The sequence below is a fragment of the Terribacillus saccharophilus genome (assembly GCF_000725365.1).
GTDB classification, from domain to species: Bacteria; Bacillota; Bacilli; order Bacillales; family Amphibacillaceae; genus Terribacillus; species Terribacillus saccharophilus.
The window spans coordinates 2,234,836-2,257,038 of record NZ_CP008876.1 but is presented as its reverse complement, the minus strand read 5'-3'; the positions used below and the strand labels follow the sequence as shown (position 1 = coordinate 2,257,038).

22 protein-coding genes and 1 other annotated feature are annotated in these 22,203 nt (G+C 43.0%); of the genes, 4 read left to right on the top strand and 18 right to left on the bottom strand.

The features are described 5' to 3' along the window. Nucleotides 1-188 precede the first annotated feature (188 nt). Both GZ22_RS11450 and GZ22_RS11445 read left to right on the top strand, forming a co-directional pair. Nucleotides 189-1,004, top strand: a complete 816-nt coding sequence (locus GZ22_RS11450; RefSeq protein ID WP_038562635.1) for a histidinol-phosphatase — start codon at nucleotides 189-191, stop codon at nucleotides 1,002-1,004. A gap of 205 nt (nucleotides 1,005-1,209) precedes the next feature. Next, a complete protein-coding gene (locus tag GZ22_RS11445; protein ID WP_038562633.1) occupies nucleotides 1,210-2,526 on the top strand; it encodes an APC family permease in 1,317 nt (438 codons plus the stop codon). Nucleotides 2,527-2,561: 35 nt separating this feature from the next. On the opposite strand, the gene serA is transcribed toward GZ22_RS11445, so the two are convergent. Together serA and GZ22_RS11435 are read right to left on the bottom strand one after the other, a co-directional pair. Then, nucleotides 2,562-4,145 carry a phosphoglycerate dehydrogenase gene (gene serA / locus GZ22_RS11440; RefSeq protein WP_038562631.1) on the bottom strand — a complete coding sequence of 528 codons (1,584 nt, stop codon included), beginning with the start codon at nucleotides 4,143-4,145 and terminating at the stop codon, nucleotides 2,562-2,564. A gap of 2 nt (nucleotides 4,146-4,147) precedes the next feature. Beyond that, nucleotides 4,148-5,305 carry a pyridoxal-phosphate-dependent aminotransferase family protein gene (locus tag GZ22_RS11435; protein ID WP_038562629.1) on the bottom strand — a complete coding sequence of 386 codons (1,158 nt, stop codon included), beginning with the start codon at nucleotides 5,303-5,305 and terminating at the stop codon, nucleotides 4,148-4,150. A gap of 84 nt (nucleotides 5,306-5,389) precedes the next feature. Then, nucleotides 5,390-5,623, bottom strand: a binding site (T-box leader). A gap of 164 nt (nucleotides 5,624-5,787) precedes the next feature. On the opposite strand from GZ22_RS11435, the gene GZ22_RS11430 reads away from it, so the two are divergent. Next, on the top strand, nucleotides 5,788-6,507 hold the full coding sequence (locus GZ22_RS11430; protein ID WP_038562627.1) for an NAD-dependent protein deacylase: 720 nt from the start codon (nucleotides 5,788-5,790) through the stop codon (nucleotides 6,505-6,507). 28 nt (nucleotides 6,508-6,535) lie between these two features. Here the strand turns inward: GZ22_RS11430 and GZ22_RS11425 are convergent, their stop codons facing one another. The 8 genes from GZ22_RS11425 to GZ22_RS11390 all read right to left on the bottom strand — a co-directional run bounded on the left by GZ22_RS11425 (nucleotide 6,536) and on the right by GZ22_RS11390 (nucleotide 13,015). Next, on the bottom strand, nucleotides 6,536-7,966 hold the full coding sequence (locus tag GZ22_RS11425; RefSeq protein WP_038562625.1) for an MDR family MFS transporter: 1,431 nt from the start codon (nucleotides 7,964-7,966) through the stop codon (nucleotides 6,536-6,538). A 228-nt stretch (nucleotides 7,967-8,194) separates the two neighbouring features. Then, nucleotides 8,195-8,425 carry a 30S ribosomal protein S18 gene (gene rpsR, locus GZ22_RS11420; protein ID WP_038562624.1) on the bottom strand — a complete coding sequence of 77 codons (231 nt, stop codon included), beginning with the start codon at nucleotides 8,423-8,425 and terminating at the stop codon, nucleotides 8,195-8,197. A 20-nt stretch (nucleotides 8,426-8,445) separates the two neighbouring features. Further along, entirely contained in the window at nucleotides 8,446-8,943 is a 498-nt protein-coding gene (gene ssb / locus GZ22_RS11415; protein WP_038562622.1) for a single-stranded DNA-binding protein, read from the bottom strand. A gap of 12 nt (nucleotides 8,944-8,955) precedes the next feature. Beyond that, nucleotides 8,956-9,246: a 30S ribosomal protein S6 gene (rpsF, locus tag GZ22_RS11410; RefSeq protein ID WP_038562619.1), complete on the bottom strand. Its 291-nt coding sequence runs from the start codon at nucleotides 9,244-9,246 to the stop codon at nucleotides 8,956-8,958. A gap of 145 nt (nucleotides 9,247-9,391) precedes the next feature. Further along, complete coding sequence (ychF, locus tag GZ22_RS11405) at nucleotides 9,392-10,492, bottom strand: redox-regulated ATPase YchF (RefSeq protein ID WP_038562617.1); 1,101 nt, start codon at nucleotides 10,490-10,492, stop codon at nucleotides 9,392-9,394. A 333-nt stretch (nucleotides 10,493-10,825) separates the two neighbouring features. Continuing rightward, on the bottom strand, nucleotides 10,826-11,032 hold the full coding sequence (locus GZ22_RS11400; protein ID WP_038562615.1) for a DUF951 domain-containing protein: 207 nt from the start codon (nucleotides 11,030-11,032) through the stop codon (nucleotides 10,826-10,828). Further along, entirely contained in the window at nucleotides 11,025-11,945 is a 921-nt protein-coding gene (locus tag GZ22_RS11395) for a mechanosensitive ion channel family protein (RefSeq protein ID WP_038562613.1), read from the bottom strand. Before GZ22_RS11395 ends, GZ22_RS11400 begins: the two co-directional genes overlap by 8 nt. A 50-nt stretch (nucleotides 11,946-11,995) precedes the next feature. Further along, nucleotides 11,996-13,015, bottom strand: a complete 1,020-nt coding sequence (locus tag GZ22_RS11390) for a YkvI family membrane protein (RefSeq protein ID WP_038562611.1) — start codon at nucleotides 13,013-13,015, stop codon at nucleotides 11,996-11,998. 86 nt (nucleotides 13,016-13,101) lie between these two features. Between GZ22_RS11390 and yyaC the strand changes: the two genes are divergently transcribed. Then, nucleotides 13,102-13,695, top strand: coding sequence for a spore protease YyaC (yyaC, locus tag GZ22_RS11385; protein WP_051748219.1), 594 nt, complete (start codon nucleotides 13,102-13,104; stop codon nucleotides 13,693-13,695). Nucleotides 13,696-13,752: 57 nt separating this feature from the next. Here the strand turns inward: yyaC and GZ22_RS11380 are convergent, their stop codons facing one another. From GZ22_RS11380 to spoIIIJ, 8 genes are all read right to left on the bottom strand, one after another. Further along, nucleotides 13,753-14,592 carry a ParB/RepB/Spo0J family partition protein gene (locus GZ22_RS11380; protein ID WP_038562609.1) on the bottom strand — a complete coding sequence of 280 codons (840 nt, stop codon included), beginning with the start codon at nucleotides 14,590-14,592 and terminating at the stop codon, nucleotides 13,753-13,755. Further along, on the bottom strand, nucleotides 14,564-15,346 hold the full coding sequence (locus GZ22_RS11375) for a ParA family protein (protein ID WP_038562607.1): 783 nt from the start codon (nucleotides 15,344-15,346) through the stop codon (nucleotides 14,564-14,566). Before GZ22_RS11375 ends, GZ22_RS11380 begins: the two co-directional genes overlap by 29 nt. Nucleotides 15,347-15,493: 147 nt before the next feature. Beyond that, nucleotides 15,494-16,345, bottom strand: coding sequence for a nucleoid occlusion protein (gene noc / locus GZ22_RS11370; RefSeq protein ID WP_038562605.1), 852 nt, complete (start codon nucleotides 16,343-16,345; stop codon nucleotides 15,494-15,496). A 219-nt stretch (nucleotides 16,346-16,564) separates the two neighbouring features. Then, nucleotides 16,565-17,281, bottom strand: a complete 717-nt coding sequence (gene rsmG, locus GZ22_RS11365) for a 16S rRNA (guanine(527)-N(7))-methyltransferase RsmG (protein ID WP_038562603.1) — start codon at nucleotides 17,279-17,281, stop codon at nucleotides 16,565-16,567. Between the two features lie 21 nt (nucleotides 17,282-17,302). Then, nucleotides 17,303-19,189: a tRNA uridine-5-carboxymethylaminomethyl(34) synthesis enzyme MnmG gene (gene mnmG / locus GZ22_RS11360; RefSeq protein ID WP_038562601.1), complete on the bottom strand. Its 1,887-nt coding sequence runs from the start codon at nucleotides 19,187-19,189 to the stop codon at nucleotides 17,303-17,305. A gap of 17 nt (nucleotides 19,190-19,206) precedes the next feature. Next, on the bottom strand, nucleotides 19,207-20,583 hold the full coding sequence (mnmE, locus tag GZ22_RS11355) for a tRNA uridine-5-carboxymethylaminomethyl(34) synthesis GTPase MnmE (RefSeq protein ID WP_038562599.1): 1,377 nt from the start codon (nucleotides 20,581-20,583) through the stop codon (nucleotides 19,207-19,209). Between the two features lie 192 nt (nucleotides 20,584-20,775). Next, nucleotides 20,776-21,414, bottom strand: coding sequence for an RNA-binding cell elongation regulator Jag/EloR (gene jag, locus GZ22_RS11350; RefSeq protein ID WP_038562597.1), 639 nt, complete (start codon nucleotides 21,412-21,414; stop codon nucleotides 20,776-20,778). Continuing rightward, nucleotides 21,414-22,190, bottom strand: a complete 777-nt coding sequence (gene spoIIIJ / locus GZ22_RS11345; protein WP_038565936.1) for a YidC family membrane integrase SpoIIIJ — start codon at nucleotides 22,188-22,190, stop codon at nucleotides 21,414-21,416. Before spoIIIJ ends, jag begins: the two co-directional genes overlap by 1 nt. Nucleotides 22,191-22,203 lie beyond the last annotated feature (13 nt).

The window sequence follows — 22,203 nt, the reverse complement described above, 5'->3', positions numbered from 1 at the left end:
CGGTTACTTGCACTCTATCTTCTAATCCCATATCCCAGGCAAGCTCTTCCTGTAAAGGCGGAGCTTTTTTTATTTTGCAAAAGTTCAAGGATAAGCCCTCTAGAATGCAGGGTGTGAAATCTTTTCTTGGAACATTCTGCAGAATATGTCACACTATTTTTAACTTTAACTGTTAGGAGTGGGACGTTATGTTGACAGATTATCATGTACATATGGCAGAAACAGGTTCGTTCACTTTGGACTATATCCGCGAATATCTGGGTGTGGCTAAAGAAAAAGGAATACAGGAATTCGGCATTTCTGAGCATGCTTACTTCTTTCAGGAAACAAATAAAATCCTATCCAATCCGTGGGTAGAAAACCGCAGGACACTTCATTTCAAGGATTATCTCGCTTTTTTCAATGAAATCAAACAAGCTGGGCTACCCGTCAAGATGGGGATCGAAATGGATTATACACCTGGTAAGGAAGCCGAAATGGCTGAATTCCTTAATCAGCATCCTTTCGACTATGTTGTCGGTTCCGTGCACTGGATTCGTGAGTGGGGAATCGATCTGGATATTTTCAAAGATGAATATGAAAAACGTGATTTAAAGCAGGCATATCGTGATTATTACGACCAAATCATTACACTCGCTCAGTCCAAGCTATTCAGCTTTGTCGGCCATATTGATTTGATTAAGATTTTCGGCTATAAACCTGACGATCAAGCATTTGTCGAAGGAGAATATGATCGAGTTGTCAAAGCGCTCGCTGAGAATGATACGTGTATCGAAATTAGTACAGCTGGACTGCGGAAGCCGGTCGGAGAAATATATCCGGATCCTGTTTTATTGCAGAAATGCTATGATGCTGGTGTTGGCATTGTGATAAACTCTGATGCTCATGCACCAAAGCATGTAGGTTATGCATACCAACAGGCAGTCGAGCTTGCCAAACAGGTCGGCTACACAGAGATTCAAACGTTCGAAAAGTGCCAGCGCAAAGCAATGCCGCTAGGCTGAACAATCGTATAATTACCCATCAAATGAAGATACTATCCAAAGGAGCTGCAGATTGCTGCAAGCTCCTTATTTTTATGATAAAACCCTTACAAGTCAGAATACTTTTTCTAGTTTCTATTTGCAGGCACATTTCCTATAATGAACTACATATCTTCATTACTACACTAAAGGAATGCAGTATGCTGCGTCGATAAGGAGTGACATCATGAAACAACCAGAGAACACAGCATTAAAGAAAGAAATCGGACTATTTCTAGGTTTATCCATTGTAGTAGGAACCATCATCGGCTCTGGAGTGTTTATGAAACCAGGACCTGTGCTGAGTCATGCTGGCAGTTCTGAAATTGCCATGCTCGCTTGGTTAATCGGCGGTCTGCTGACACTTGCAGGTGGTCTGACCATTGCTGAAGTAGGTGTACAAATTCCAAAGACTGGTGGTTTGTACGCATATTTAGAGGAAACATACGGCGAACTATGGGGCTTCTTATGCGGCTGGGTGCAAACGATTCTTTATGGACCAGCCATCATCGGAGCGCTCGGACTTTACTTCGGAACGCTCATGGTTAATTTGTTCGGCTGGAACACAAAATGGACAGCTGCAGTTGGTATCGCAAGTGTCGTGTTCCTTTGTATCATTAATATACTAGGCACAAAACTAGGCGGTGCTGTACAGCTTGTTACAACAATCGGCAAGCTGCTTCCAATTCTGCTTATTGTTGTCTTTGGTTTTTGGAAAGGCGATGCAGACTTTTTCAGTGCAGTACCAGAAGCAATTTCCGATATAAACTTTGGTGCTGCCATACTCGCCACCTTGTTCGCTTATGATGGCTGGATCATGCTTGCTTCCATGGGCGGCGAAATGAAGAATCCGGAAAAGACATTACCTAAAGCGATGATCGGCGGAATCTTGATCGTGACAGCTTGTTATCTGTTTATCAACGCTGCCATGCTTTATATTCTGCCAGCAGCAGAGATTGTCAGCCTAAACACAAATGCAGCAAGTACAGCTGCTAAGCTTGTTCTAGGTGATGCTGGTGAAATCATCGTAAGCTTGGGTATCATCGTCAGTATTTTTGGCTGCCTAAATGGTAAGATCCTGACGTTCCCGCGTATTCCATTTGCGATGGCTGAACGCGGACAGCTGCCGTTTTCTAACCTGCTCAAAAAAGTACATCCTACCTTGCATACACCTTGGGTAGCAGTCATTTTGCAGCTTGTGCTTTCTGTCATCTTCATGCTTGTCAGCAATCCTGATAAGCTGTCGGAAATCAGTATTTTCACGATCTACATGTTCTATGTTCTCGCTTTTTATGCTGTTTTCATCTTACGAAAACGTAATAAAGGAAAAGAACGCGCTTATAGTGTGCCGCTTTATCCATTCATCCCGATTGCAGCGATTGCAGGCTCTCTGTTTGTCTTGATCAGTACATTGTTCACAGACTTCCTAAGCTGCCTCCTCTCAATTGGAATAGCAGTCATCGGACTTCCGATATTTTATATGTTGAAAGCTAAACGGCGCTAAAAAAAGCGAGCAGACTATATCTGCTCGCTTTTTTATTATATCGTGATAGCTGTCACATCAAAGATGTCATCCAGCTGTTTTAACCCTTCTACTTCTTCTTTCTGCGGCTCTTTATCGACCGTAAGCATCATGATCGCGTCGCCGCCCTCATTTGAGCGTCCTACCTGCATCGTTGCGATATTGACTTCGTATTTGGCAAGTAATGTACCTACACGACCTATTGCCCCTGGCTGGTCTTTATGTCGGACAAGCAGCATGTGACCGGCAGGTGTAACATCGACATAATAGTCATCCACCTTCACAATTCGGGCTCCTAACCCATTAACAAGTGTTCCTGCTACTTGATGTGTCACAGTCGCCGATTTTGCTTCTACTGTTACCAAACTAGTAAAGCCTCGTGTTGTAGATGTTTTTTGCTCATTAATCGTAATACCGCGTTTTTTGGCTAAATGCGTCGCGTTGACGTCATTCACATTGCCTAAGTAACGCTGCAGCAGTCCTTTGACCGTATTTCGAGTCAATGGAGCAACCTCCTGGTCTGCCAAGTCACCTGCATAATAGACGGTCAATTCCTCGATTGCATCAGGCATTGTCCGAGCCAGGAAGGCTCCGAGCTTTTCAGCAAGATCAAAGTAAGGCTGAATTTTTCGCATGACTTCTGGAGAAATGGAGGAGAAGTTAACCGGATGTATCGCCTGCCCTCCCTGAAGAATCTGCATCACGTCCTTGCTTACATCGATCGCAACGTTTTCCTGTGCTTCCACTGTGCTTGCGCCTAGATGTGGTGTGGCAATAACCTGCGGCAGCTCCAGCAGCTTATGATGAACGGCAGGCTCTTCTTCGAAAACATCCAATGCTGCACCAGCAACTTTACCGCTGATAATTGCTTCATACAAAGCATCTTCATCAATGATTCCGCCTCTGGCACAGTTCATGATTTGCACACCATCTTTCATCTGAGCAAACGCCTCAGTGGAGATCATATGATGCGTTTCTTTCAGCAACGGTGTATGAACTGTCAGGAAATCACTCGCAGCGAAAACCTCTTCCAATGTTCCATAGCCAATTCCCATCTTATCCGCACGGTCTTTCGTCAGGAATGGATCATAGGCGATCACATTCATTCGCTGACCCTTCGCCCGATAAGCCACCTCTGCTCCAATTCGACCCATGCCGACAATTCCTAAAGTTTTGCCCTTCAATTCCACACCGATATGCTGTTTGCGCTCCCAGCGTTCATCCTTTAAAGCTAGGAAAGCCTGTGGGATGTTGCGCGCAAGTGACATCATCATTGCCACTGTATGTTCCGCAGCCGAGTTTGTATTCCCATCTGGTGCGTTGACAACGACTATGCCAAGCTCTGTCGCTGCTTCCAAATCGATATTATCAACTCCAACACCGGCACGCCCGATTACTTTAAGATTCGGTGCTGCTTCCATGATCGCCCGTGTAACAGTTGTTTGGCTGCGAACAAGCAGTGCATGAAATTTACCGATTTTTTGGATTACCTCTGCTTCGGTCAGGCCAGTATCTACTGTGACAGCAAAGTCATCTGCTTGTGTTAATGGTGCCATGCCTTCTTCACTTAACGGATCACTGATTAGTACGTGGTAAGTCATGTTCAATTCGCTCCTTGTTCCAAGTAGATTTGCTGTGCTGCTGCCGTTCCTGCACCTAATGTTATTTGTTTGCCAATCTTCACAAGACCGATTTCTACTGCGCCAATCACTTGCAGCACATCTGCCGGAGAGCAATATCCCATATGACCGATCCGGAAAATTTCACCCTTCATATGCGCTTGGCCGCCTGCAAATGCCAAGTTGAAGTCCTGCTTCACTTGCTTACGCAGCTGTTCGGCATCAAAATCTGCTGGTTTGATAGCCGTAACTGTCGGAGAAGCATACGCATCCTCTACAAGCAGCGGTATATCTAAAGCACGGAAAGCAGCTCGTGTCATATCCCGCATCAGACGATGTCTTGCATACACCTGCTCCAGACCTTCTTCCTCAAGCAATGTGAGTACTTGTTCCAGTCCGAACAAAATAGATAGGGCTGGCGTGAAAGGCGTGCTGTCTTTTTCCAGACCATCACGATATTTTGTCAGATCCAGATAGAATTTTGGCTGCGTATTGGCTTCAATCACTTTCCATGCCCGGTCACTTACTACTGCAAAGAACATACCCCCAGGCAGCATGAATGCCTTCTGTGTGCCTGTCACCAAAATATCAATTCCCCATTTATCAAATTCGGTCTCCACACCTGCAACACAGGATACGCCATCAACAATGACCAAAGCTTCCGATACTTCATGCACCGCTTCAGCGATTTCTTTGATTGGGTTCAGCACTCCTGTGGATGTTTCACAATACGTAACAAAGACAGAACTGATTTCCGGATGTTCTTTCAAGAATGTCTTAATATCCTCCGGATTTGCTGCTTCTCCCCATGTCACATCTAAGCGATGGACTTGAAGCTGATATGCTTGGGCTATCTTTACAAACCGATCACCAAATGCTCCTACAACTACAATCAGCACTTCATCTCCTGGCTTGGAAGTGTTGGCAACTGCTGCCTCCAGTCCAGCAGTTCCACTGCCAGTCACAAGCAGTACGTCCTGTTCTGTTCCGAATACGGGCTTCAATTTTGGCTTAATACGCTGCAGCAAAGCAGTTGTCTCCGCACCGCGATGGCCGATCATTGGCTGGCTCATTGCGCGCTGTACACTTGGCGGAATTGGTGATGGTCCTGGAATCCGTAGTAAAAGTTGATCTGGTAACATAATTTCTTTTCCTCCTTGGATTGTAAGATATCTTCACAGGTAAAAGAGCCCATAAGAAAAGCCTTCCGCTCCCTTACCTGATAAGTAAGGGGCGAAAAGCTTGGATCTACTCACGCGGTGCCACCCTTTTTCACTGTCTGCTTACACACGACAGCCTTCGTTGAAGCTATGCATAACGGGCATATGCCGGACAAACCTACTCAATTCAGTCTGCCTATTCAGAAGTGCTGCCCTTTGATGAATTATGCTAGTTCACACCAGCCACTAGCTCTCTTGGATAATCACAATCAAAGGTATGATCTTCATCAATATAGTTGTGTTTTGGTTCAATTTTTTATTTATCATAGCAGACACACAGCTATTGTCAATATGTTTTCTAATAATTATAGCAAATCCGATTGTTCGGTTTTCGCTGTAATCTGCTTCCTTCTGGCTTTTTTGCTATACTTGAAAAAATAATAATTTTGCTGGAGGTATGAACTATGCATTTGGAAACAGCCGCCAAAATGATCGCAGATGCCTCGTCGGTTGCAGTCCTGACCGGAGCCGGCGTATCCACCGCCAGCGGTATTCCTGACTTCCGCTCCACCACAGGTCTTTGGACTGCTGATGAAGCCCGAGAATACTATATTTCCAATCACTATTTTTATAAGGATCCGGTAGATTTCTGGCAAAAATACAAGGATATTTTCCGAGTGAAGCTGCTTAAGGATTATGGTCCGAACCATGTACATCGCTATCTCAAAGAATTAGAGGTACACGGAAAACAAATCACTGTCATCACCCAGAATGTTGATGGTCTTCATACCATTGCCGGCAACGAGCATGTCATTGAATACCATGGCACGCTGAATAGCGCCACATGCCCAAACTGCGGCAGTTCTTATGACTTGCCTTACTTATTGGCAGCAGAAACCCCTGTTTGCGAGAAATGCGAGCATGTGCTGAAGCCAGACGTTGTCTTATTTGGTGATCCGATTACCGAGCATGACAAAGCAGAACACGCGATTCATCAAAGCGAGCTTGTTCTAGTACTAGGAACGTCCCTGCTCGTCAGTCCATTCAACATTCTTCCTGAATACAGCAACTCACTAGGAAAGCCATCTATCCTGATTAACCGGGAACCTACGGTGATGGATGATCTATTTGATATTGTCATTCATGATGATCTTTCCAAAATCGTACAGCAGCTGCAAAAATAGCGAGCCCCTTTAAGGAGCTCGCTATTTTTTATTCGTATTGATAATGGTGAATAGGCTTGGATTGTTTGACTAACAGTACGAATACGACCGCTGCTACAGCGAAAGCTCCAGCAATGGTAAATGCAAACTGTAAACCAGCTGTCATCGCCTGATCGGCACTATGAGAAGTTACAGCTTGGCTGCCACCGCTCATCAAGGTGATAAACAATGCTGGACCAATTGCACCAGAAATTTGGTTGAAAGCATTCAGAGAAGCACTGCCGTGCGAATAGAGTTCCTCCGTCAATTGGTTTAGTCCCAGTGTCGTCATCGGTGTCAAAATTAACCCAATTGCAAACGTAAAGCCAACATACAGCAACGTGAATTGCAGCATCGTCGTATCAGTTGAAATTGTCGTCATCAACCCGATCATTGCTACTAAAAGTACTGTTCCTGTGATAGCAAATGGCTTCGGTCCGAATCGATCGGAAAGCCGGCCAGTGAGCAAGGCCATTATTGCGATCATGATACCGCCCGGGAACAGCACAATACCAGAATCAAATGCACTAATTCCTAATGCGTCCTGCATGAATATAGGCAGAAGAATCATCGCTGCAAAGAAACACATCATAACTGTAATTGTCACAAGAATCGCCATCAAGAAATTTTTATTTTTGTATGGACGCAGATCTAGCATCGGCGTCTCCAAGTTGAATTGACGATAAGCGAAATATGCAATCGCAGCAAGTCCAATTATTAAAGCACCTAGCACTAGAGGGCTTGTCCATCCTTCTGCGCCAGCACTGCTGAATCCAATAACGATTGAGCCAAAACCGATCACTGCCAATACAACAGATAGAATATCGATTTTTGTACGTTTCGTCTCCAGCACATTGCGGACAAAATAAGCAGCAAAGCCAAGTAAAACGAGTGTTACTGGCAATACACTGATAAATACATATCGCCAAGAAGCCTGTTCTACAACAAGACCAGAAAATACAGGACCAATCGCCGGTGCAAACAGAATTACCACCATTAGCAAACCGAGCATTGACCCGCGCTTAGCTAGTGGTGTGATCGTAATGATCACCGTTGTTACAAGCGGGATAATAATCCCTGAACCAGAAGCTTGAATCACACGTCCGAGCAACAGAATTGGGAAGTTAGGAGCAAAACCGGCAATCAGCGTTCCTATAAAGAAAAACGATAGTGCAGTAAGCAATAATTGACGCGTTGTAAAACGCTGCATTAGATAAGCACTGATCGGAATAAGAATACCAATCGTCAGCATATACCCTGTAGAAAGCCAATGCGCAGTCGTCGTTTGGATTCCAAGGGTTTCTTCTATATTGGGCAACGCGACATTCATAACAGTTTCATTAATCAATGCAATGAAATTCCCCACCATTAAGACGATGATCAACGGAATACGGTTTTCCACTTGCACGTGCTTGTCGATTGTTTGTGTAGTAGCAGCCATATAGATGCTCCTTTCCTTCTGTCAGATTAAGAATCAACTTTTTCCATTATAGAAGTTCTGCTATGAGATTCAAGCATCTTGTTCGTAATAGGCGCATATTATCAAATTAATTTAATTCTGAAAACTTAACATAAAAAAAGACCCTTTATTTAGGGTCTCTTGATATTTATATAACTATTAAAATATATAAAAAAGGCATCATCCATCAGGATGATGCCTTCTTCCTTATTACTCGCTCACGTATGGCAATAGAGCCATTTGACGAGAACGTTTGATAGCGATTGTCAATTTACGTTGGTATTTTGCAGAAGTTCCAGTCACACGGCGAGGAAGAATTTTTCCACGCTCGGAGATGAAACGTCTAAGCAAATCAACGTCTTTGTAATCGATGTAAGTGATGCCATTTGCTGTGAAATAACATACTTTTCTGCGCTTAGCGCGACCACGACGTGCTGCCATATCAGATTGCCTCCCTTAGATTAGAATGGTAGATCATCATCAGAAATATCGATCGGTTCACCTTTATCACGGAAAGGATCTTGGTCGTTATTTCGATTATTATTGTTGTTGCTATTGAAGTTATTGTTATTGTTGTTGTTGAAGTTCGAGTTCTGATTTTGGTATCCAGAAGAACCTTGTCCGCCTCCTTGAGAGCCACCTTTGGTCTCGAGGAATTGTACGCTATCCGCAACAATTTCCGTTATATATACACGGTTACCCTCTTGATTATCGAAGCTTCTCGTTTGGACACGGCCATCTACGCCAACCAGACTTCCTTTGCTCATGAAGTTCGCCAGATTTTCAGCTGGACGTCTCCATACAACACAGTTGATGAAATCTGCCTCACGTTCGCCTGACTGATTAGAGAAAGGACGGTTTACTGCTAAGGTAAAGTTGGCAACTGCCACTCCATTTGGTGTGTAACGCAGGTCCGGATCCTTGGTTAATCTGCCGACAAGTACGACACGATTTAACATCAGAACCCCTCCTTATTTCTCGTCTAGACGAATAGCCATCTGACGAATAATATCATCAGAGAACTTCGCTTGACGGTCGAATTCATTAATAGCGGCTTCATTGCCTTTTAGATTAATGATGAAGTAGTAGCCATCACGGTAATCGTTGATTTCGTAAGCAAGGCGTTTCTTGCCTTTCTCGTCAACTTTCACGATTTCCGCACCGTTATCAGTTAGGATTCCGTTGAAACGCTCAACTAGAGCAGTTTTAGCTTCTTCCTCGATATCTGGGCGGACGATGTACATAATTTCGTATTCTCTCATCCGTTTGCACCTCCTTTTGGACTTAACGGCTCTTATCTTTCATAAGAGCAAGGAGTAATCTTAATTACTCACAATGATGAATTATAGCAAATTATCTGTCGTTAAGCAAGTTTATTCCGCATATTTACAAATTGAGGATCCGACCTTACACGTTGAAACGGAAATGCATAACATCTCCATCTTTCACCAAATACTCTTTTCCTTCTAAGCGAACTTTCCCTCGTTCTTTTGCAACACTCATAGAACCAGCATCAACCAGATCATCGTAGGAAACAGTTTCAGCGCGAATGAATCCTTTTTCAAAGTCACTATGGATGATACCAGCTGTCTGAGGAGCTTTATAGCCCATAGGGAACGTCCAAGCACGAACTTCCTGTTCACCAGCCGTAAAGTAAGTTGCTAGTCCAAGCAGGCTGTATGACGCCTTAATCAGCTGATCCAAACCAGACTCAGGAATACCTAGCTCTTCGAGGAACATTTCTTTTTCCTCTCCATCAAGTTCTGCAATTTCAGATTCAATCTTCGCACAAACAACAATAACCTGCGCACCTTCGTTTGCCGCGAACTCCTGTACTTTTACAAGGTTTTCGTTTGCAGATGGATCTGCTACTTCTTCTTCGCTCACGTTAGCAGCATACAAAACTGGTTTGCTTGTCAACAAATGCAAGCCTTTCACAATCTTACTTTGTTCATCTGTGAATTCCAGCGCACGTGCTGGTTGTTCATTCTCTAGTCCATCCTTGATTTTGGACAGTATTTCTTGCTCTACAACAGCTTCTTTGTCTTTCTGACGCGCAAGCTTTTCTACACGCTGCAGACGCTTGTTGACAGAATCAAGATCTGCAAAAATCAATTCTAGATTGATTGTCTCAATGTCATCGATAGGATCTACTTTACCGGATACATGCGTAATATTTTCATCATCAAAGCAACGCACTACATGAACGATTGCATCTACTTGTCTGATGTGTGATAGGAACTGGTTTCCTAGTCCTTCCCCTTTACTTGCACCTTTCACGATACCAGCGATATCCGTGAACTCAAATGCTGTAGGGATAGTTTTTTTCGGTTTGACCAGTTCAGTCAATTTATTTAAACGTGAATCCGGAACTTCTACAATGCCGACATTCGGATCAATCGTACAGAACGGATAGTTTGCAGATTCCGCTCCTGCCTGTGTGATCGCATTGAACAATGTGGATTTACCGACGTTTGGTAATCCAACAATACCTGCTGTTAAAGCCATGTAATCTTCCACTCCTTAAGTGTCCTGGCCGCTTTTATCGTACAGCCGGCCAAAATAGATCTGCTTACTGAACACTCCGCCCAAAGGCTGGGAAGATGGGGCAGTACCGGTAACTGACTTACATAAAATCATGCCAGCTTGCCCTTACTTTGTCCAAGTAAACATACGTACTTCTAGAGTACACTATTCTCTATAAAACAGCAAAATTATGTGTGTATTTCTACCATTTCTATACTTTATTTGTATTTAAAAATTGATTTCTCACATAAAAAAAAGAAGCCCTACTGATGACAACATCAGACAGACTTCTATGTTTCACGTGAAACGCATATTTTAGTTTGTCGGTTCTTCAGCATGCTCCAAAACTTTTTTCATTTTTGTCTCGAATTTTTTCCGAGGAATAAGCACGCTATGACCGCAGCCTTCACATTTGATCCGGATATCCATTCCTAACCGGATAATCCTCCAGCGATTCTCGCCACATGGATGGGCTTTTTTCATTTGTACCACATCATTAAGCTGATAGACTTTGTCACTCACGAGCATTCCCCCTTACAACACTTTCCTGCATAAGCTCTTCTGCTTCTTGTTTATTATACATGACAAGCCTTGGAGCTGGAATACTGATATTACGTTCTAATAGTTTTGTTTTAATACGATTTCTAGCTTCCCTTGCTACACCAAAATGCTGCATTGGTAAAGTCTCGATGATAGCTCGCAAAACGATGTGGGAAGTCGATAATGTCTCGACGCCTAACAGCTGCGGAGTTGCTTGTATCTCAGGATATTCAGCTGGCATCTCCAGCAGCACCTGCATGATGACCTCTTCTGCTACTTGCAAATTCGCTTCGTAAGGTACATTGATATCCAATACTCCCAAACTGTTGTGCACAGAAAAGTTAGTTACTTGTGTAATATTTCCATTCGGTATAATGTGCAGTTCACCTGTCCAGTTACGAATCTTACATGTGCGTAATCCAATCTCTTCTACATCTCCTCGTACTCCAGCTGTCTGAACATTATCTCCTACTGAGAACTGGTTTTCGAAAATGATGAAGAAACCGCTGATAACATCCTTCACTAAGTTTTGCGCTCCGAAGCCGATAGCTAAGCCAGCAACTCCGGCACTCGCAATCAATGCTCCAATGTTTAATCCCAGCTGCGATAACACCATTACCACAGCAGTGAAATACACCACATATGTGATTACATTTTGGATTAGCTTTTTCAGCGTATTCTCCCGGCGTTCTGATACAATGGGAGACTTGATTTTCGCCTTCTCCCTAAAGGAATTATTGAAAGTCCTTTCCACTATATTATTGGCTACACGAGCAACAACCATTGATAATATTATGATCATAACAATTTTAAAAGCTGCTAATCCGAGGCCGGTCCAAAGCTCGGCACTTGTCAAAAAGTCATAAATACTGGTCCACTGCTCCTCTACATTCATGATGTGCGTATCTCCTCGTCCACTTGTTTTCTTTTTATATTATCAAATTTCTATTTCATTTTGTAACGATTTAGTATTGGATATACAAGAATAGCGGAGAGGATATAAAGATTAGCAAAGCCGAAAATCGGGTACATCAAAGCTATCAAGTCTGTAAAACCAAGCTGTGTGAGCGGCAGCATAAGTAATACAAGCACAGCAGCTTGCAGCCAAAGCGGTCCCTTCCATTTTGTTTGAAATCGTGAAACAATGCCCAGAACCCCGGAAACAGCTGAAGTATAGATAGCAAGCCACAACACAATACTGATGCCGATAAGCACAATAGAGGGATAGTTCTTCAATATATAGAACAATGGGATATCATAATGTGGAATTGCATGACTGATATGCATCAAATCATTATTGTATAAGTACGTAAGCGCACCGATGATAAGTCCGCTTCCGATACTCGCAATCCATAACTCCCCTTTCCCTTTCATTTGCTTCCCAATCGCACCGATTACTGCGACAACAGGAAGAATGTTCAGTGCAGTAAACGGAAATGCCGATTGCCAATTTGCTTGTTCACGCCAATCCTGCAGCAGATTTATCTGTTCATGCCGTGTATAGATGACAAGAACAAGAACAAGACCTCCGACTAAGATAGGAAGAATATAACTATTCATCGAAACGACACCTTCTACATTGGATGTGAAAATTAGAATAATCATTAACGTAATGAAGAGGATGCCCAACCAATTTGGAATCTGGTACATCGTTCCGGTAGCACCGCCAGCTGCAATCATAACAACTGTAACTGTAAATAAATAGAAAACAATCAGCACATCATACACAGCAGCTAACTTTTTGCCGACAAGCCGTTCCAATACCGGAAAGTAATGCGTACTTCTTTCGGTGAAGCTAATATGCAGGATTACATAACTGCATATTGTAAATAGAATGGTGAAAATGATGATAGCCAGTCCACTTTCATAGCCGAAAAATTGCCAGATCTCTCTTCCCGAAGCATATCCAGCTCCTATTAATGTCGCCAATATTAAAAACATCCATTTCAGCCCTGCAGCCCACATCACAGTCCCTCCAATTTCATATGAACACGTATAGAAAAAGTAGAAAAGCTATATACTATTACCAATATGTGTATGGAGGATAAGCTATGAGCCTGAAGAGAATATTTACGAAAAAAAAGGAGTTCCGCTGCGACTATCAAGACCCCCTTCTTATGAGTAAAGCCTATGAAACAATCAGCTCATGGATTCCTGATGACCGAGAGATTGTTGTCCTTTGCATCGGTACGGACCGTTCGACTGGTGATGCTTTAGGACCTATTATAGGTTCATTTTTGACGGAGAAACCATTAAATAGGCTTCATGTTTATGGGACGCTGGAATCGCCTGTGCATGCAGTCAATCTGGTTGAACGTATGCAAATGATAGCGGAAAAACATCCGAATGCTTATATAATTGCTATTGATGCCTGCTTAGGCAGGACCACTTCTATAGGTTCCATTATCGTTTCTCCTACACCTCTTCGTCCGGGTGCTGCATTGAAAAAAAATCTTCCAGCAGTTGGAGATGCCCAAATAACTGGAATAGTAAATGCCAGCGGTGATATGGAGTATTTTGTGTTACAAAATACTCGCTTGCATCTTGTGATGCAAATTGCTTATAAAATCAGTGCCCTATTGCTAGCCGTCGACCGCAAACAAGTTCCTATACTATCACCCGACACAACAGCTGCTGAAAATTGACATGTTTCACGTGGAACAAACAAAAAAGCCAACAGAAGCATAAGCTTCCGTTGGCTTTTATTTATTTAATACATTTAATATTCTCTCTAAGTCTTCATCAGAAAAGAATTGTATTTCAATCTTGCCTTTTCGCTTACCACGATGAATTGTTACATCTGTTCCAAATTGGTTCCGCAGCTGCGATTCCGTCTGAACAAGAAAGATATCCTTTATAGCTTTCTTTTTCTCAGGTTCCGGAAGGTTATTGTTCATCTTGATAATGAGCTGCTCTACTTGCCGGACATTCAGCGATTCATTGCGTATTTTCTCGACTAGCGGCTGCAATCTCTTTTTATCTTTTAATCCCAATAAGGCGCGTCCGTGCCCCATTGATAGTTCACCGTAATTGATTAAATCACTTATTTCAGGAGGCAGCGTCAATAGACGAACAAGATTCGCTATGTGAGAGCGGCTCTTTCCTAAGCGTTTCGCTAAGATTTCCTGTGTAATATCTAATTCCTTCATCAGATTGGAATAAGCTTGTGCTTCTTCAATCGGCGTGAGATCTTCTCTCTGAAGGTTTTCCAGCAGAGCAAGCTCCATCATCTTTTCATCATCTAATGACTTAACGATGACAGGTACTTTTTTCAGACCCGCTGCTTTTGCGGCACGGAATCTTCTTTCTCCCGCTACAATTTCATAGCCTTTTATACTCTTACGGACGATGAGTGGCTGCAGGATGCCATATTCCTGAATCGATTGCGACAATTCCTCAATTGCATCTGCAGAAAAGACTTTGCGCGGTTGATATGGATTCGCCCGGCATTCCTTGATTGCAATTTCCTGAATCTGATCTTCTTCCTTCATTTCCAATTCTGGAAAGAAAGCATTAAGACCTTTCCCCAACCCTTTGGCCATGCGCCATCACTTCCTTTGCTAAGTCTAAATAAACTTCTGCACCACGCGACTTCGGATCGTAAATAATGATTGGCTGACCATAACTAGGTGCTTCTCCCAACCGAACATTTCTTGGAATGATCGACTGGTACACTTTATCTTGAAAATATTTCTTTACTTCTTCAATAACTTGAATACCAAGATTCGTACGGGCATCCAGCATCGTTAGCAATACGCCTTCAATCATTAGATGCTTGTTCAAATGCTTTTGTACAAGGCGAATTGTATTCAATAGCTGACTTAGTCCTTCTAATGCATAATATTCGCATTGAACTGGAATAAGGACAGTATCTGCCGCTGTCAGCGAATTCAAAGTCAACAATCCTAAAGAAGGCGGACAATCGATGATGACATAATCATAATTGTCTTTTACACTATCAATTGCCTTTTTCAGACGGACTTCTCTTGAGATCGTAGGTACTAGCTCGATCTCGGCTCCTGCAAGCTGAATAGTAGCCGGAATAACATCCAAATTATCAACAGCAGTTGATACAAGGACTTTTTCGGCTTCCATATCTTCAACTAGGACGTTATATACACAATTTTCGACATCTGCTTTGTTTACACCAACACCGCTTGTAGCATTTCCTTGCGGATCAATGTCTACTAGCAAAACTTTATTTCCTAAAAAAGCCAGGCAAGCACTCAAATTGACGCTGGAAGTTGTCTTCCCTACGCCGCCTTTTTGATTTGCTATTGCGATTACTTTGCCCATGGTGTCACCTACCTCAAACTCAATACATTTATTCTATCATTTTTTCATAGAAACCGACGGATAAATTCAAGATTTTGAAAAGTTAGCTCCCTTTTCCTATATAAAAACCCATCTTTGTACAAGATGGGGATACTATTAGAGCTTTATTTAAGATTTTTTCGGTATTTTGATCGTAATTTGGTAGTAATCGTCTTTATCCTCTTCCTCTGTTTCCAAGTTGATACCGGTATCGGAAACCATGGAAAGTGATTGACGGATTGTATTCATGGCAATGCGCATATCCTTGTTGATACCCTTCAGCTTCGGACGTTTCTTTTTCGGCTGGGCGTTCACAATACGGGCGATGCGTGCCTCTGTCTCTTTTACATTTAATTCTTTATCTATGATTTCCTGCAAAATCAATTCTTGTTTCTCTGCATCTTTTAAAGCAATAAGCGCACGAGCATGCCTCTCTGTGATCTTCTTTGCCAATAATGCTTGCTGCACAGATTCTGGCAGTTTTAATAGTCGCATCTTATTGGCGATAGTTGATTGGCTTTTTCCGAGACGCTGCGCCAATGCTTCCTGAGTCAAAGAATGCAACTCTAATAAACGCTCATATGCGAGTGCTTCTTCGATAACAGTCAGCTCTTCACGCTGCAGATTTTCAATCAATGCTACAGAAGCCGTCTCTGTATCCGACATTTCACGGATGATGGCAGGGACTGTTTCCCATTCTAATGACTGCACTGCACGCCAGCGACGCTCTCCTGCAATCAATTCATAGCTGCCTTCAGAATTTTTTCGTACAACAATTGGCTGGATGATGCCATGTGTGCGAATTGTCTGTGCGAGCTCTTTGATTTTATCCTCTTGGAAAACAGTTCTTGGTTGGTATTGGTTCGGGACAATATCCTGTACCCGAAGGTTTAATACTTCATCCTGATGCGCATCGTTTTCCGTTTCTGTTGAATCAGATTTATCACCTAGCCCAAAAATACGGCTGAACGGGTGTAACATCCTCAGACACCACCTTTTTTTACAATCCTAATCTAGCAAGCAGGTACATAAGGAATAGTAAATGTTTCACGTGAAACATGTATAAAAAGGCGCAGCAGTTCTACAGTAGAAGCTGCTGCGCTTACATAAGCCGAGCCAGTTCCTTATCTACTATTTTATCATAGATTGGTTGAGAATGGTAAGCTTGTATGGTACTTCATTCACTAATTTTCTTCTGTTTTAAACGATCGGCTCGCGGTTTGGAACCCCTGCTTTACGTGGATATTTCTTCGGTGTCTTTCGACGTTTGGCAATAATGGCTATATTTCGCTCTCCGCCTTCTTCTGGCAGATCGAAGGTAAAGCTTTCAACCAATTCACCGCCCAGCAATTGAATTGCTGGTTCCGCATCTCGAAGCTCTGTTTCCAGATTAGGTCCTTTCATAGCGATAAAATGACCTTTTGTCCGGCAAAGCGGCAGACACAACTCTGACAGTACGGACATCCGAGCTACTGCTCTCGCCGTGACCAAATCATAAGATTCTCGGAAAGCATCATTTTTCCCGAAATTCTCTGCTCGGTCATGATAAAAAGCGACATTGGATAAGCCAAGCTTCTTTGCCAGCTCATTGAGGAAGGTAATTCTCTTTTTCAATGAGTCGACAATCGTCACTTTCAGCTCCGGAAAGACAATTTTTAGCGGGATAGATGGAAATCCAGCTCCTGCTCCGACATCACAAATACTTTCATCTCCTTTGAAATCAAAGAAGAAAGCAGCGGAAATGGAATCATAGAAGTGCTTTAAATACACTTCTCCCTTTTCCGTAATTGCTGTTAAATTCATCTTTTCATTCCATTCAACCAATAGATGGAAATAATCCTCCAGCTGCTTTAGCTGCTTATCAGATAATGTAATTCCTTGCTCATCCAATTGTTGTAGAAAATCTGCTTGGTTCATCCTGTACCTCTTTTCGACAGATTATTGATTTGCTGCTTTCGTGTGACCACCTTGTTCAATAAATACGAGCAGGATGGAAACATCCGCTGGGTTTACACCGGAAATTCGGGAAGCTTGACCAACAGATAGCGGGCGAACTTTTTTCAGTTTCTCACGTGCTTCTGTTGCAAGTCCGCTGACATCATCATAATTGATGATATCTGGTATTTTCTTATCTTCCATACGCTTCATACGTTCTACTTGCTGCATGGATTTCTTAATATAGCCTTCATACTTCGTTTGGATTTCAACTTGCTCTTTTACATCTGCAGGCAGTTCTTTATCTGCAGGAACGATTTTCTCCAGCAAGCTGTATTTAATCTCAGGACGCTTCAAAAGATCAGATGCACGCTGTGCTTCCTTCATGACAGATTCTGCTTCTTCCATCAGCTCTAGCACATGTGGCTCTGTTTTAATAATGATTCCTTCTAAGCGGTTCCGTTCTTCTTCAATCAGGCGTTTTTTCTCTAGGAAGCGCGCGTAGCGTTCTTCATTGATCATGCCGATTTGATGTCCAATTTCAGTTAGACGCATATCTGCATTATCATGACGAAGCAGCAAACGATATTCCGCACGTGATGTTAGCAGACGGTAAGGTTCATTTGTTCCTTTTGTTACCAAGTCATCAATCATAACACCGATGTAAGCTTGGGAACGGTCCAGGATGACTGGTTCTTTGCCTAATGCTTTCGCAGCGGCATTGATACCTGCCATGATACCTTGTCCAGATGCTTCTTCATAGCCGGATGTACCGTTTATTTGTCCCGCTGTGTAAAGACCAGGAATTTTTTTCGTTTCCAGTGTAGGCCATAGCTGTGTTGGTACCATTGCATCATACTCGATTGCGTAGCCGGCACGCATGATTTCAGCGTTTTCCAAACCAGGGATCGTTTGAAGCATTTTCTTTTGAACGTATTCTGGTAAGGAAGTAGATAAACCTTGTACGTAAACCTCTTCTGTATTGCGTCCTTCTGGCTCCAAGAAAATCTGGTGGCGCGGCTTATCATTGAAACGGACAACTTTATCCTCGATAGAAGGACAGTAGCGCGGTCCAGTTCCTTTGATCATACCGGAATACATAGCAGATAGACCTAAGTTTTCGTTGATAATATTGTGTGTAAATTCGTTTGTATAAGTCAGCCAGCAAGGGATCTGATCGGTAATGAATTCTGTTGTTTCATAAGAGAACCCAAGCGGTTCTTCGTCTCCTGGCTGAATTTCTGTTTTGGAATAATCAATAGAACGGCTGTTTACACGTGGCGGTGTGCCAGTTTTGAACCGTACCATTTCCAAACCAAGTTCTTCAAGATGCTCTGACAACGTAACAGATGCACGCTGGTTGTTCGGGCCGCTTTCATAGGAAACATCTCCGATGATAACGCGTCCGCGCATGAATGTTCCAGTCGTGATTACTACTGTTTTTGCGTAGTAAGCTGCTTTCGTTTCAGTGATAACGCCTTTACAGACTCCATCTTCAATGATTAAACGGTCTACCATTGCTTGACGCATCGTCAGGTTTTCTTGGCTTTCCAATGTTTTTTTCATTTCTGTAATATATAGCGGTTTATCCGCTTGAGCTCGCAATGCACGAACGGCAGGACCTTTTCCTGTGTTTAGCATACGCATTTGAATATACGTTTTATCAATTACTTTTCCCATCACGCCGCCAAGTGCATCGATTTCGCGTACAACGACACCTTTTGCAGGTCCGCCGACGGATGGATTACATGGCATGAATCCTGTCATGTCTAGGTTCATGGACAGCATTAAGGTATTAGCACCCATTTTCGCTGCTGCTACACCAGCTTCACAGCCGGCGTGTCCTGCACCTATGACGATGACATCATAATGCCCAGCATCGTATGTCATGTTCATTCTCTCCTTTTTTATTTTCCTAAGCAAAACTGTGAAAACAGTTGGTCGATTAAACTTTCGTGCACAGTATCTCCGATGATTTCACCGAGCAATTCCCATGTTCTTGTTACATCTATTTGGACGATATCCATCGGCATCTGCATTTCAATGCCATTCATCGCTTCACGAAGCGATGACAATGACTGCTTCAAAAGCTGGATATGCCGTACATTTGATATATAGCTCAAGTCGCCGCCATCAATCTCCCCTGCAAAGAAGGTATCCTTGATAGCAAGCTCCAATTCGTCGATTCCTTTTTCTTCAATCAAAGCAGTCGTAATTACCGGACGGCCGCTTGCAAGCTTATGAACTTCTTCCAAATCAATTTGTTGGGAGAGATCCGTTTTGTTGACGATGACAATGACATCAAGGCCGGAAACTGCCTCGAATAATTGACGATCCTCGTCAGACAATGCTTCTCCATAGTTCAGCACAAGCAAAATAAGGTCACTTTGCTTCAAAACCTGACGGGAGCGCTCCACTCCGATTCGTTCTACGATATCTTCCGTTTCACGAATTCCGGCTGTATCCACCAGCTTCAATGGTACGCCGCGTACATTGACATATTCCTCAATAATATCGCGTGTTGTACCTGCTATTTCGGTAACAATAGCTTTATTTTCATGCACAAGTGCATTCATCAAGGAAGATTTTCCGACGTTCGGACGGCCGATAATTGCTGTAGCCAGCCCTTCCCGCAGGATTTTTCCTTGCTTAGCCATTTCGAGCAGCTTCTCTATTTCTTCATATACATATTGTGTCTTCTCGATCATCATATTGTGGGACATCTCTTCCACATCATCATACTCTGGGTAATCGATGTTCACTTCCACATGCGCTACAGTTTCTAATAATTCCTGACGCAGCTTTTGAATTAAACGGGATAGTCTGCCTTCCATCTGATTGAGAGCAACATTCATTGCTCGATCAGTTTTAGCACGGATCAAATCCATAACAGCTTCTGCTTGTGAAAGGTCGATCCGTCCATTAAGAAAGGCTCTCTTAGTGAACTCACCAGGCTCTGCCAAACGCGCACCCTCCTGCAATGCTAATTCCAGTACACGGTTCACGGAGACAAGACCGCCGTGGCAATTTATTTCAACAACGTCTTCCCGTGTGAATGTTTTCGGTGCCTTCATAACAGACACCATCACTTCCTCTGCAACCTCATTAGTTGTCGGGTCGATGAGTTTACCATAATGGATTGTATGACTTGGTACATCTGTCAGCTTTTTCCCATCAAAAAGGCTTGCAGCGATTTCCACCGCTTCAGCCCCACTAAGTCGAACAATGGCAATCGCTCCTTCTCCAACAGGAGTCGATATTGCGGCTATTGTATCGTTCTGCATTTCTTCACCTCTTTCTATCTTTTTTTATCTATTTATCCACAGCATATCGCTATGATTAAGTTTGTACTCACTAACTTATAAGAATAGCACAGGTATCTATCAAAAAGAAAGATATCCACATGAAAATTTAGTGACAACTAATAGGTTAGGGTTATCCACATGTGCATAGAGAGCACAAAAAAAGTCTTGGCATCATTGCCAAGACTTTTCCTTTACTGGTTGGATGACTATATACCGATTCGGTTCTTTACCTTTCGAAACGGTTTCAACATCCTTTTGCTTTTGAGCTGCAGCATGGATGATTTTCCGTTCGCTAGCCGGCATTGGATCAAGAGGAATTGCTTTTTGCAGCGCTAATGCCTTGCTGGCAGCCTGGACAGCTAGCATTTCAAGCGTTTCCCGTCTTCTTGACCGATATCCTTCCGCATCGACGGTAACGGTAAAGTGATATGCTTTTTGCTGATGCAGAAATTGTTCGACCAGCTGTTCCAGCGCATTGAGCGTTTGTCCTCTTTTTCCAATCAACATGCCGAGATTTTCTCCGCTAAGTGTAAACATCACATGCTTTTTCTTACGGGCAGTGATCTCCACCTCTGTACCTGGGTGCAGATGGCGAATGACACTTTCCAAATAATCTTTTGCTGCTTGTACATTATCGGTCTTCACGACCACTTTAACTACTGCCGGTTTAGCACCGAACAGATTGAGGAAGCCTTTGCTTCCTTCATCGATTACAGTGACTTCGACTTTTTCCTTAGAAATACGTAACTGCTGTAAAGCTGATTGAATCGCATCATCTACGGTTTTGCCGCGAGCAGTCAGCTGTTTCATTATTTCTTGCTGTCTGCCTGTGCTTTGTTTTTCGACATCATCGGTTTATTGATAAGTAATGTCTGTGCCACCATGAAGATGTTACCGACTACCCAATACAATGCCAAAGCTGAAGGAAGGAATAGCGCAAATACAGTAATCATGACCGGCATGATATATAGCATCATTGTCATTTGCGGATTAGCAGCCATAGCTGTGTTTCCTGCCATCATCAGTTTCTGCTGCAGGAATGTTGCAAGACCTGCTACGATTGGCAAAATGAAGTATGGATCCGGAGCTCCAAGCTGTACCCAAAGGAAGTTATGTTCCTTGATTGCTTCTGTACGGCTGATCGCTTGATAGAAAGCAAGCAAAATCGGCATCTGTACGATGATCGGCAGACATCCTGCCAACGGATTCACACCGTGACGCTGGAAGAGCTGCATTGTTTCCTGCTGTAATTTCTGTTGTGTGTTTGCATCTTTGGAGCTGTATTTCTTCTGAAGTTCTTTCAATTCAGGCTGAACTTCCTGCATTGCACGAGAACTTCTCAGCTGCTTGATGTTCAATGGCAGCAATACTAAACGGATGATCACTGTTACGATGATGATCCCAAGACCAAAGTTCTCGCCTGTAAGATCAGCGAAATACGCAATCAACCAAGATAGCGGGTAGATGAAATACTGATTCCAGAACCCAGTACTTTCCGAAGTGATTGGATCGGTGTTCGGCGCACAGCCTGCTAAGGCAGCGACGAGCAGCACGAGTGCCAATACTAATAAACCTTTTTTACGCACCATGTTTCCTCCT

Excerpts from the sequence above, each read along its gene's own strand:
- GZ22_RS11450 (WP_038562635.1), top strand. The coding sequence starts at position 189 with ATGTTGACAGATTATCATGTACATATGGCAGAAACAGGTTCGTTCACT.
- GZ22_RS11445 (WP_038562633.1), top strand. The coding sequence starts at position 1,210 with ATGAAACAACCAGAGAACACAGCATTAAAGAAAGAAATCGGACTATTT.
- serA (WP_038562631.1), bottom strand. The coding sequence starts at position 4,145 with ATGACTTACCACGTACTAATCAGTGATCCGTTAAGTGAAGAAGGCATG.
- GZ22_RS11435 (WP_038562629.1), bottom strand. The coding sequence starts at position 5,305 with ATGTTACCAGATCAACTTTTACTACGGATTCCAGGACCATCACCAATT.
- GZ22_RS11430 (WP_038562627.1), top strand. The coding sequence starts at position 5,788 with ATGCATTTGGAAACAGCCGCCAAAATGATCGCAGATGCCTCGTCGGTT.
- GZ22_RS11425 (WP_038562625.1), bottom strand. The coding sequence starts at position 7,966 with ATGGCTGCTACTACACAAACAATCGACAAGCACGTGCAAGTGGAAAAC.
- rpsR (WP_038562624.1), bottom strand. The coding sequence starts at position 8,425 with ATGGCAGCACGTCGTGGTCGCGCTAAGCGCAGAAAAGTATGTTATTTC.
- ssb (WP_038562622.1), bottom strand. The coding sequence starts at position 8,943 with ATGTTAAATCGTGTCGTACTTGTCGGCAGATTAACCAAGGATCCGGAC.
- rpsF (WP_038562619.1), bottom strand. The coding sequence starts at position 9,246 with ATGAGAGAATACGAAATTATGTACATCGTCCGCCCAGATATCGAGGAA.
- ychF (WP_038562617.1), bottom strand. The coding sequence starts at position 10,492 with ATGGCTTTAACAGCAGGTATTGTTGGATTACCAAACGTCGGTAAATCC.
- GZ22_RS11395 (WP_038562613.1), bottom strand. The coding sequence starts at position 11,945 with ATGAATGTAGAGGAGCAGTGGACCAGTATTTATGACTTTTTGACAAGT.
- GZ22_RS11390 (WP_038562611.1), bottom strand. The coding sequence starts at position 13,015 with ATGTGGGCTGCAGGGCTGAAATGGATGTTTTTAATATTGGCGACATTA.
- yyaC (WP_051748219.1), top strand. The coding sequence starts at position 13,102 with ATGAGCCTGAAGAGAATATTTACGAAAAAAAAGGAGTTCCGCTGCGAC.
- GZ22_RS11380 (WP_038562609.1), bottom strand. The coding sequence starts at position 14,592 with ATGGCCAAAGGGTTGGGGAAAGGTCTTAATGCTTTCTTTCCAGAATTG.
- GZ22_RS11375 (WP_038562607.1), bottom strand. The coding sequence starts at position 15,346 with ATGGGCAAAGTAATCGCAATAGCAAATCAAAAAGGCGGCGTAGGGAAG.
- noc (WP_038562605.1), bottom strand. The coding sequence starts at position 16,345 with ATGTTACACCCGTTCAGCCGTATTTTTGGGCTAGGTGATAAATCTGAT.
- rsmG (WP_038562603.1), bottom strand. The coding sequence starts at position 17,281 with ATGAACCAAGCAGATTTTCTACAACAATTGGATGAGCAAGGAATTACA.
- mnmG (WP_038562601.1), bottom strand. The coding sequence starts at position 19,189 with ATGACATACGATGCTGGGCATTATGATGTCATCGTCATAGGTGCAGGA.
- mnmE (WP_038562599.1), bottom strand. The coding sequence starts at position 20,583 with ATGCAGAACGATACAATAGCCGCAATATCGACTCCTGTTGGAGAAGGA.
- jag (WP_038562597.1), bottom strand. The coding sequence starts at position 21,414 with ATGAAACAGCTGACTGCTCGCGGCAAAACCGTAGATGATGCGATTCAA.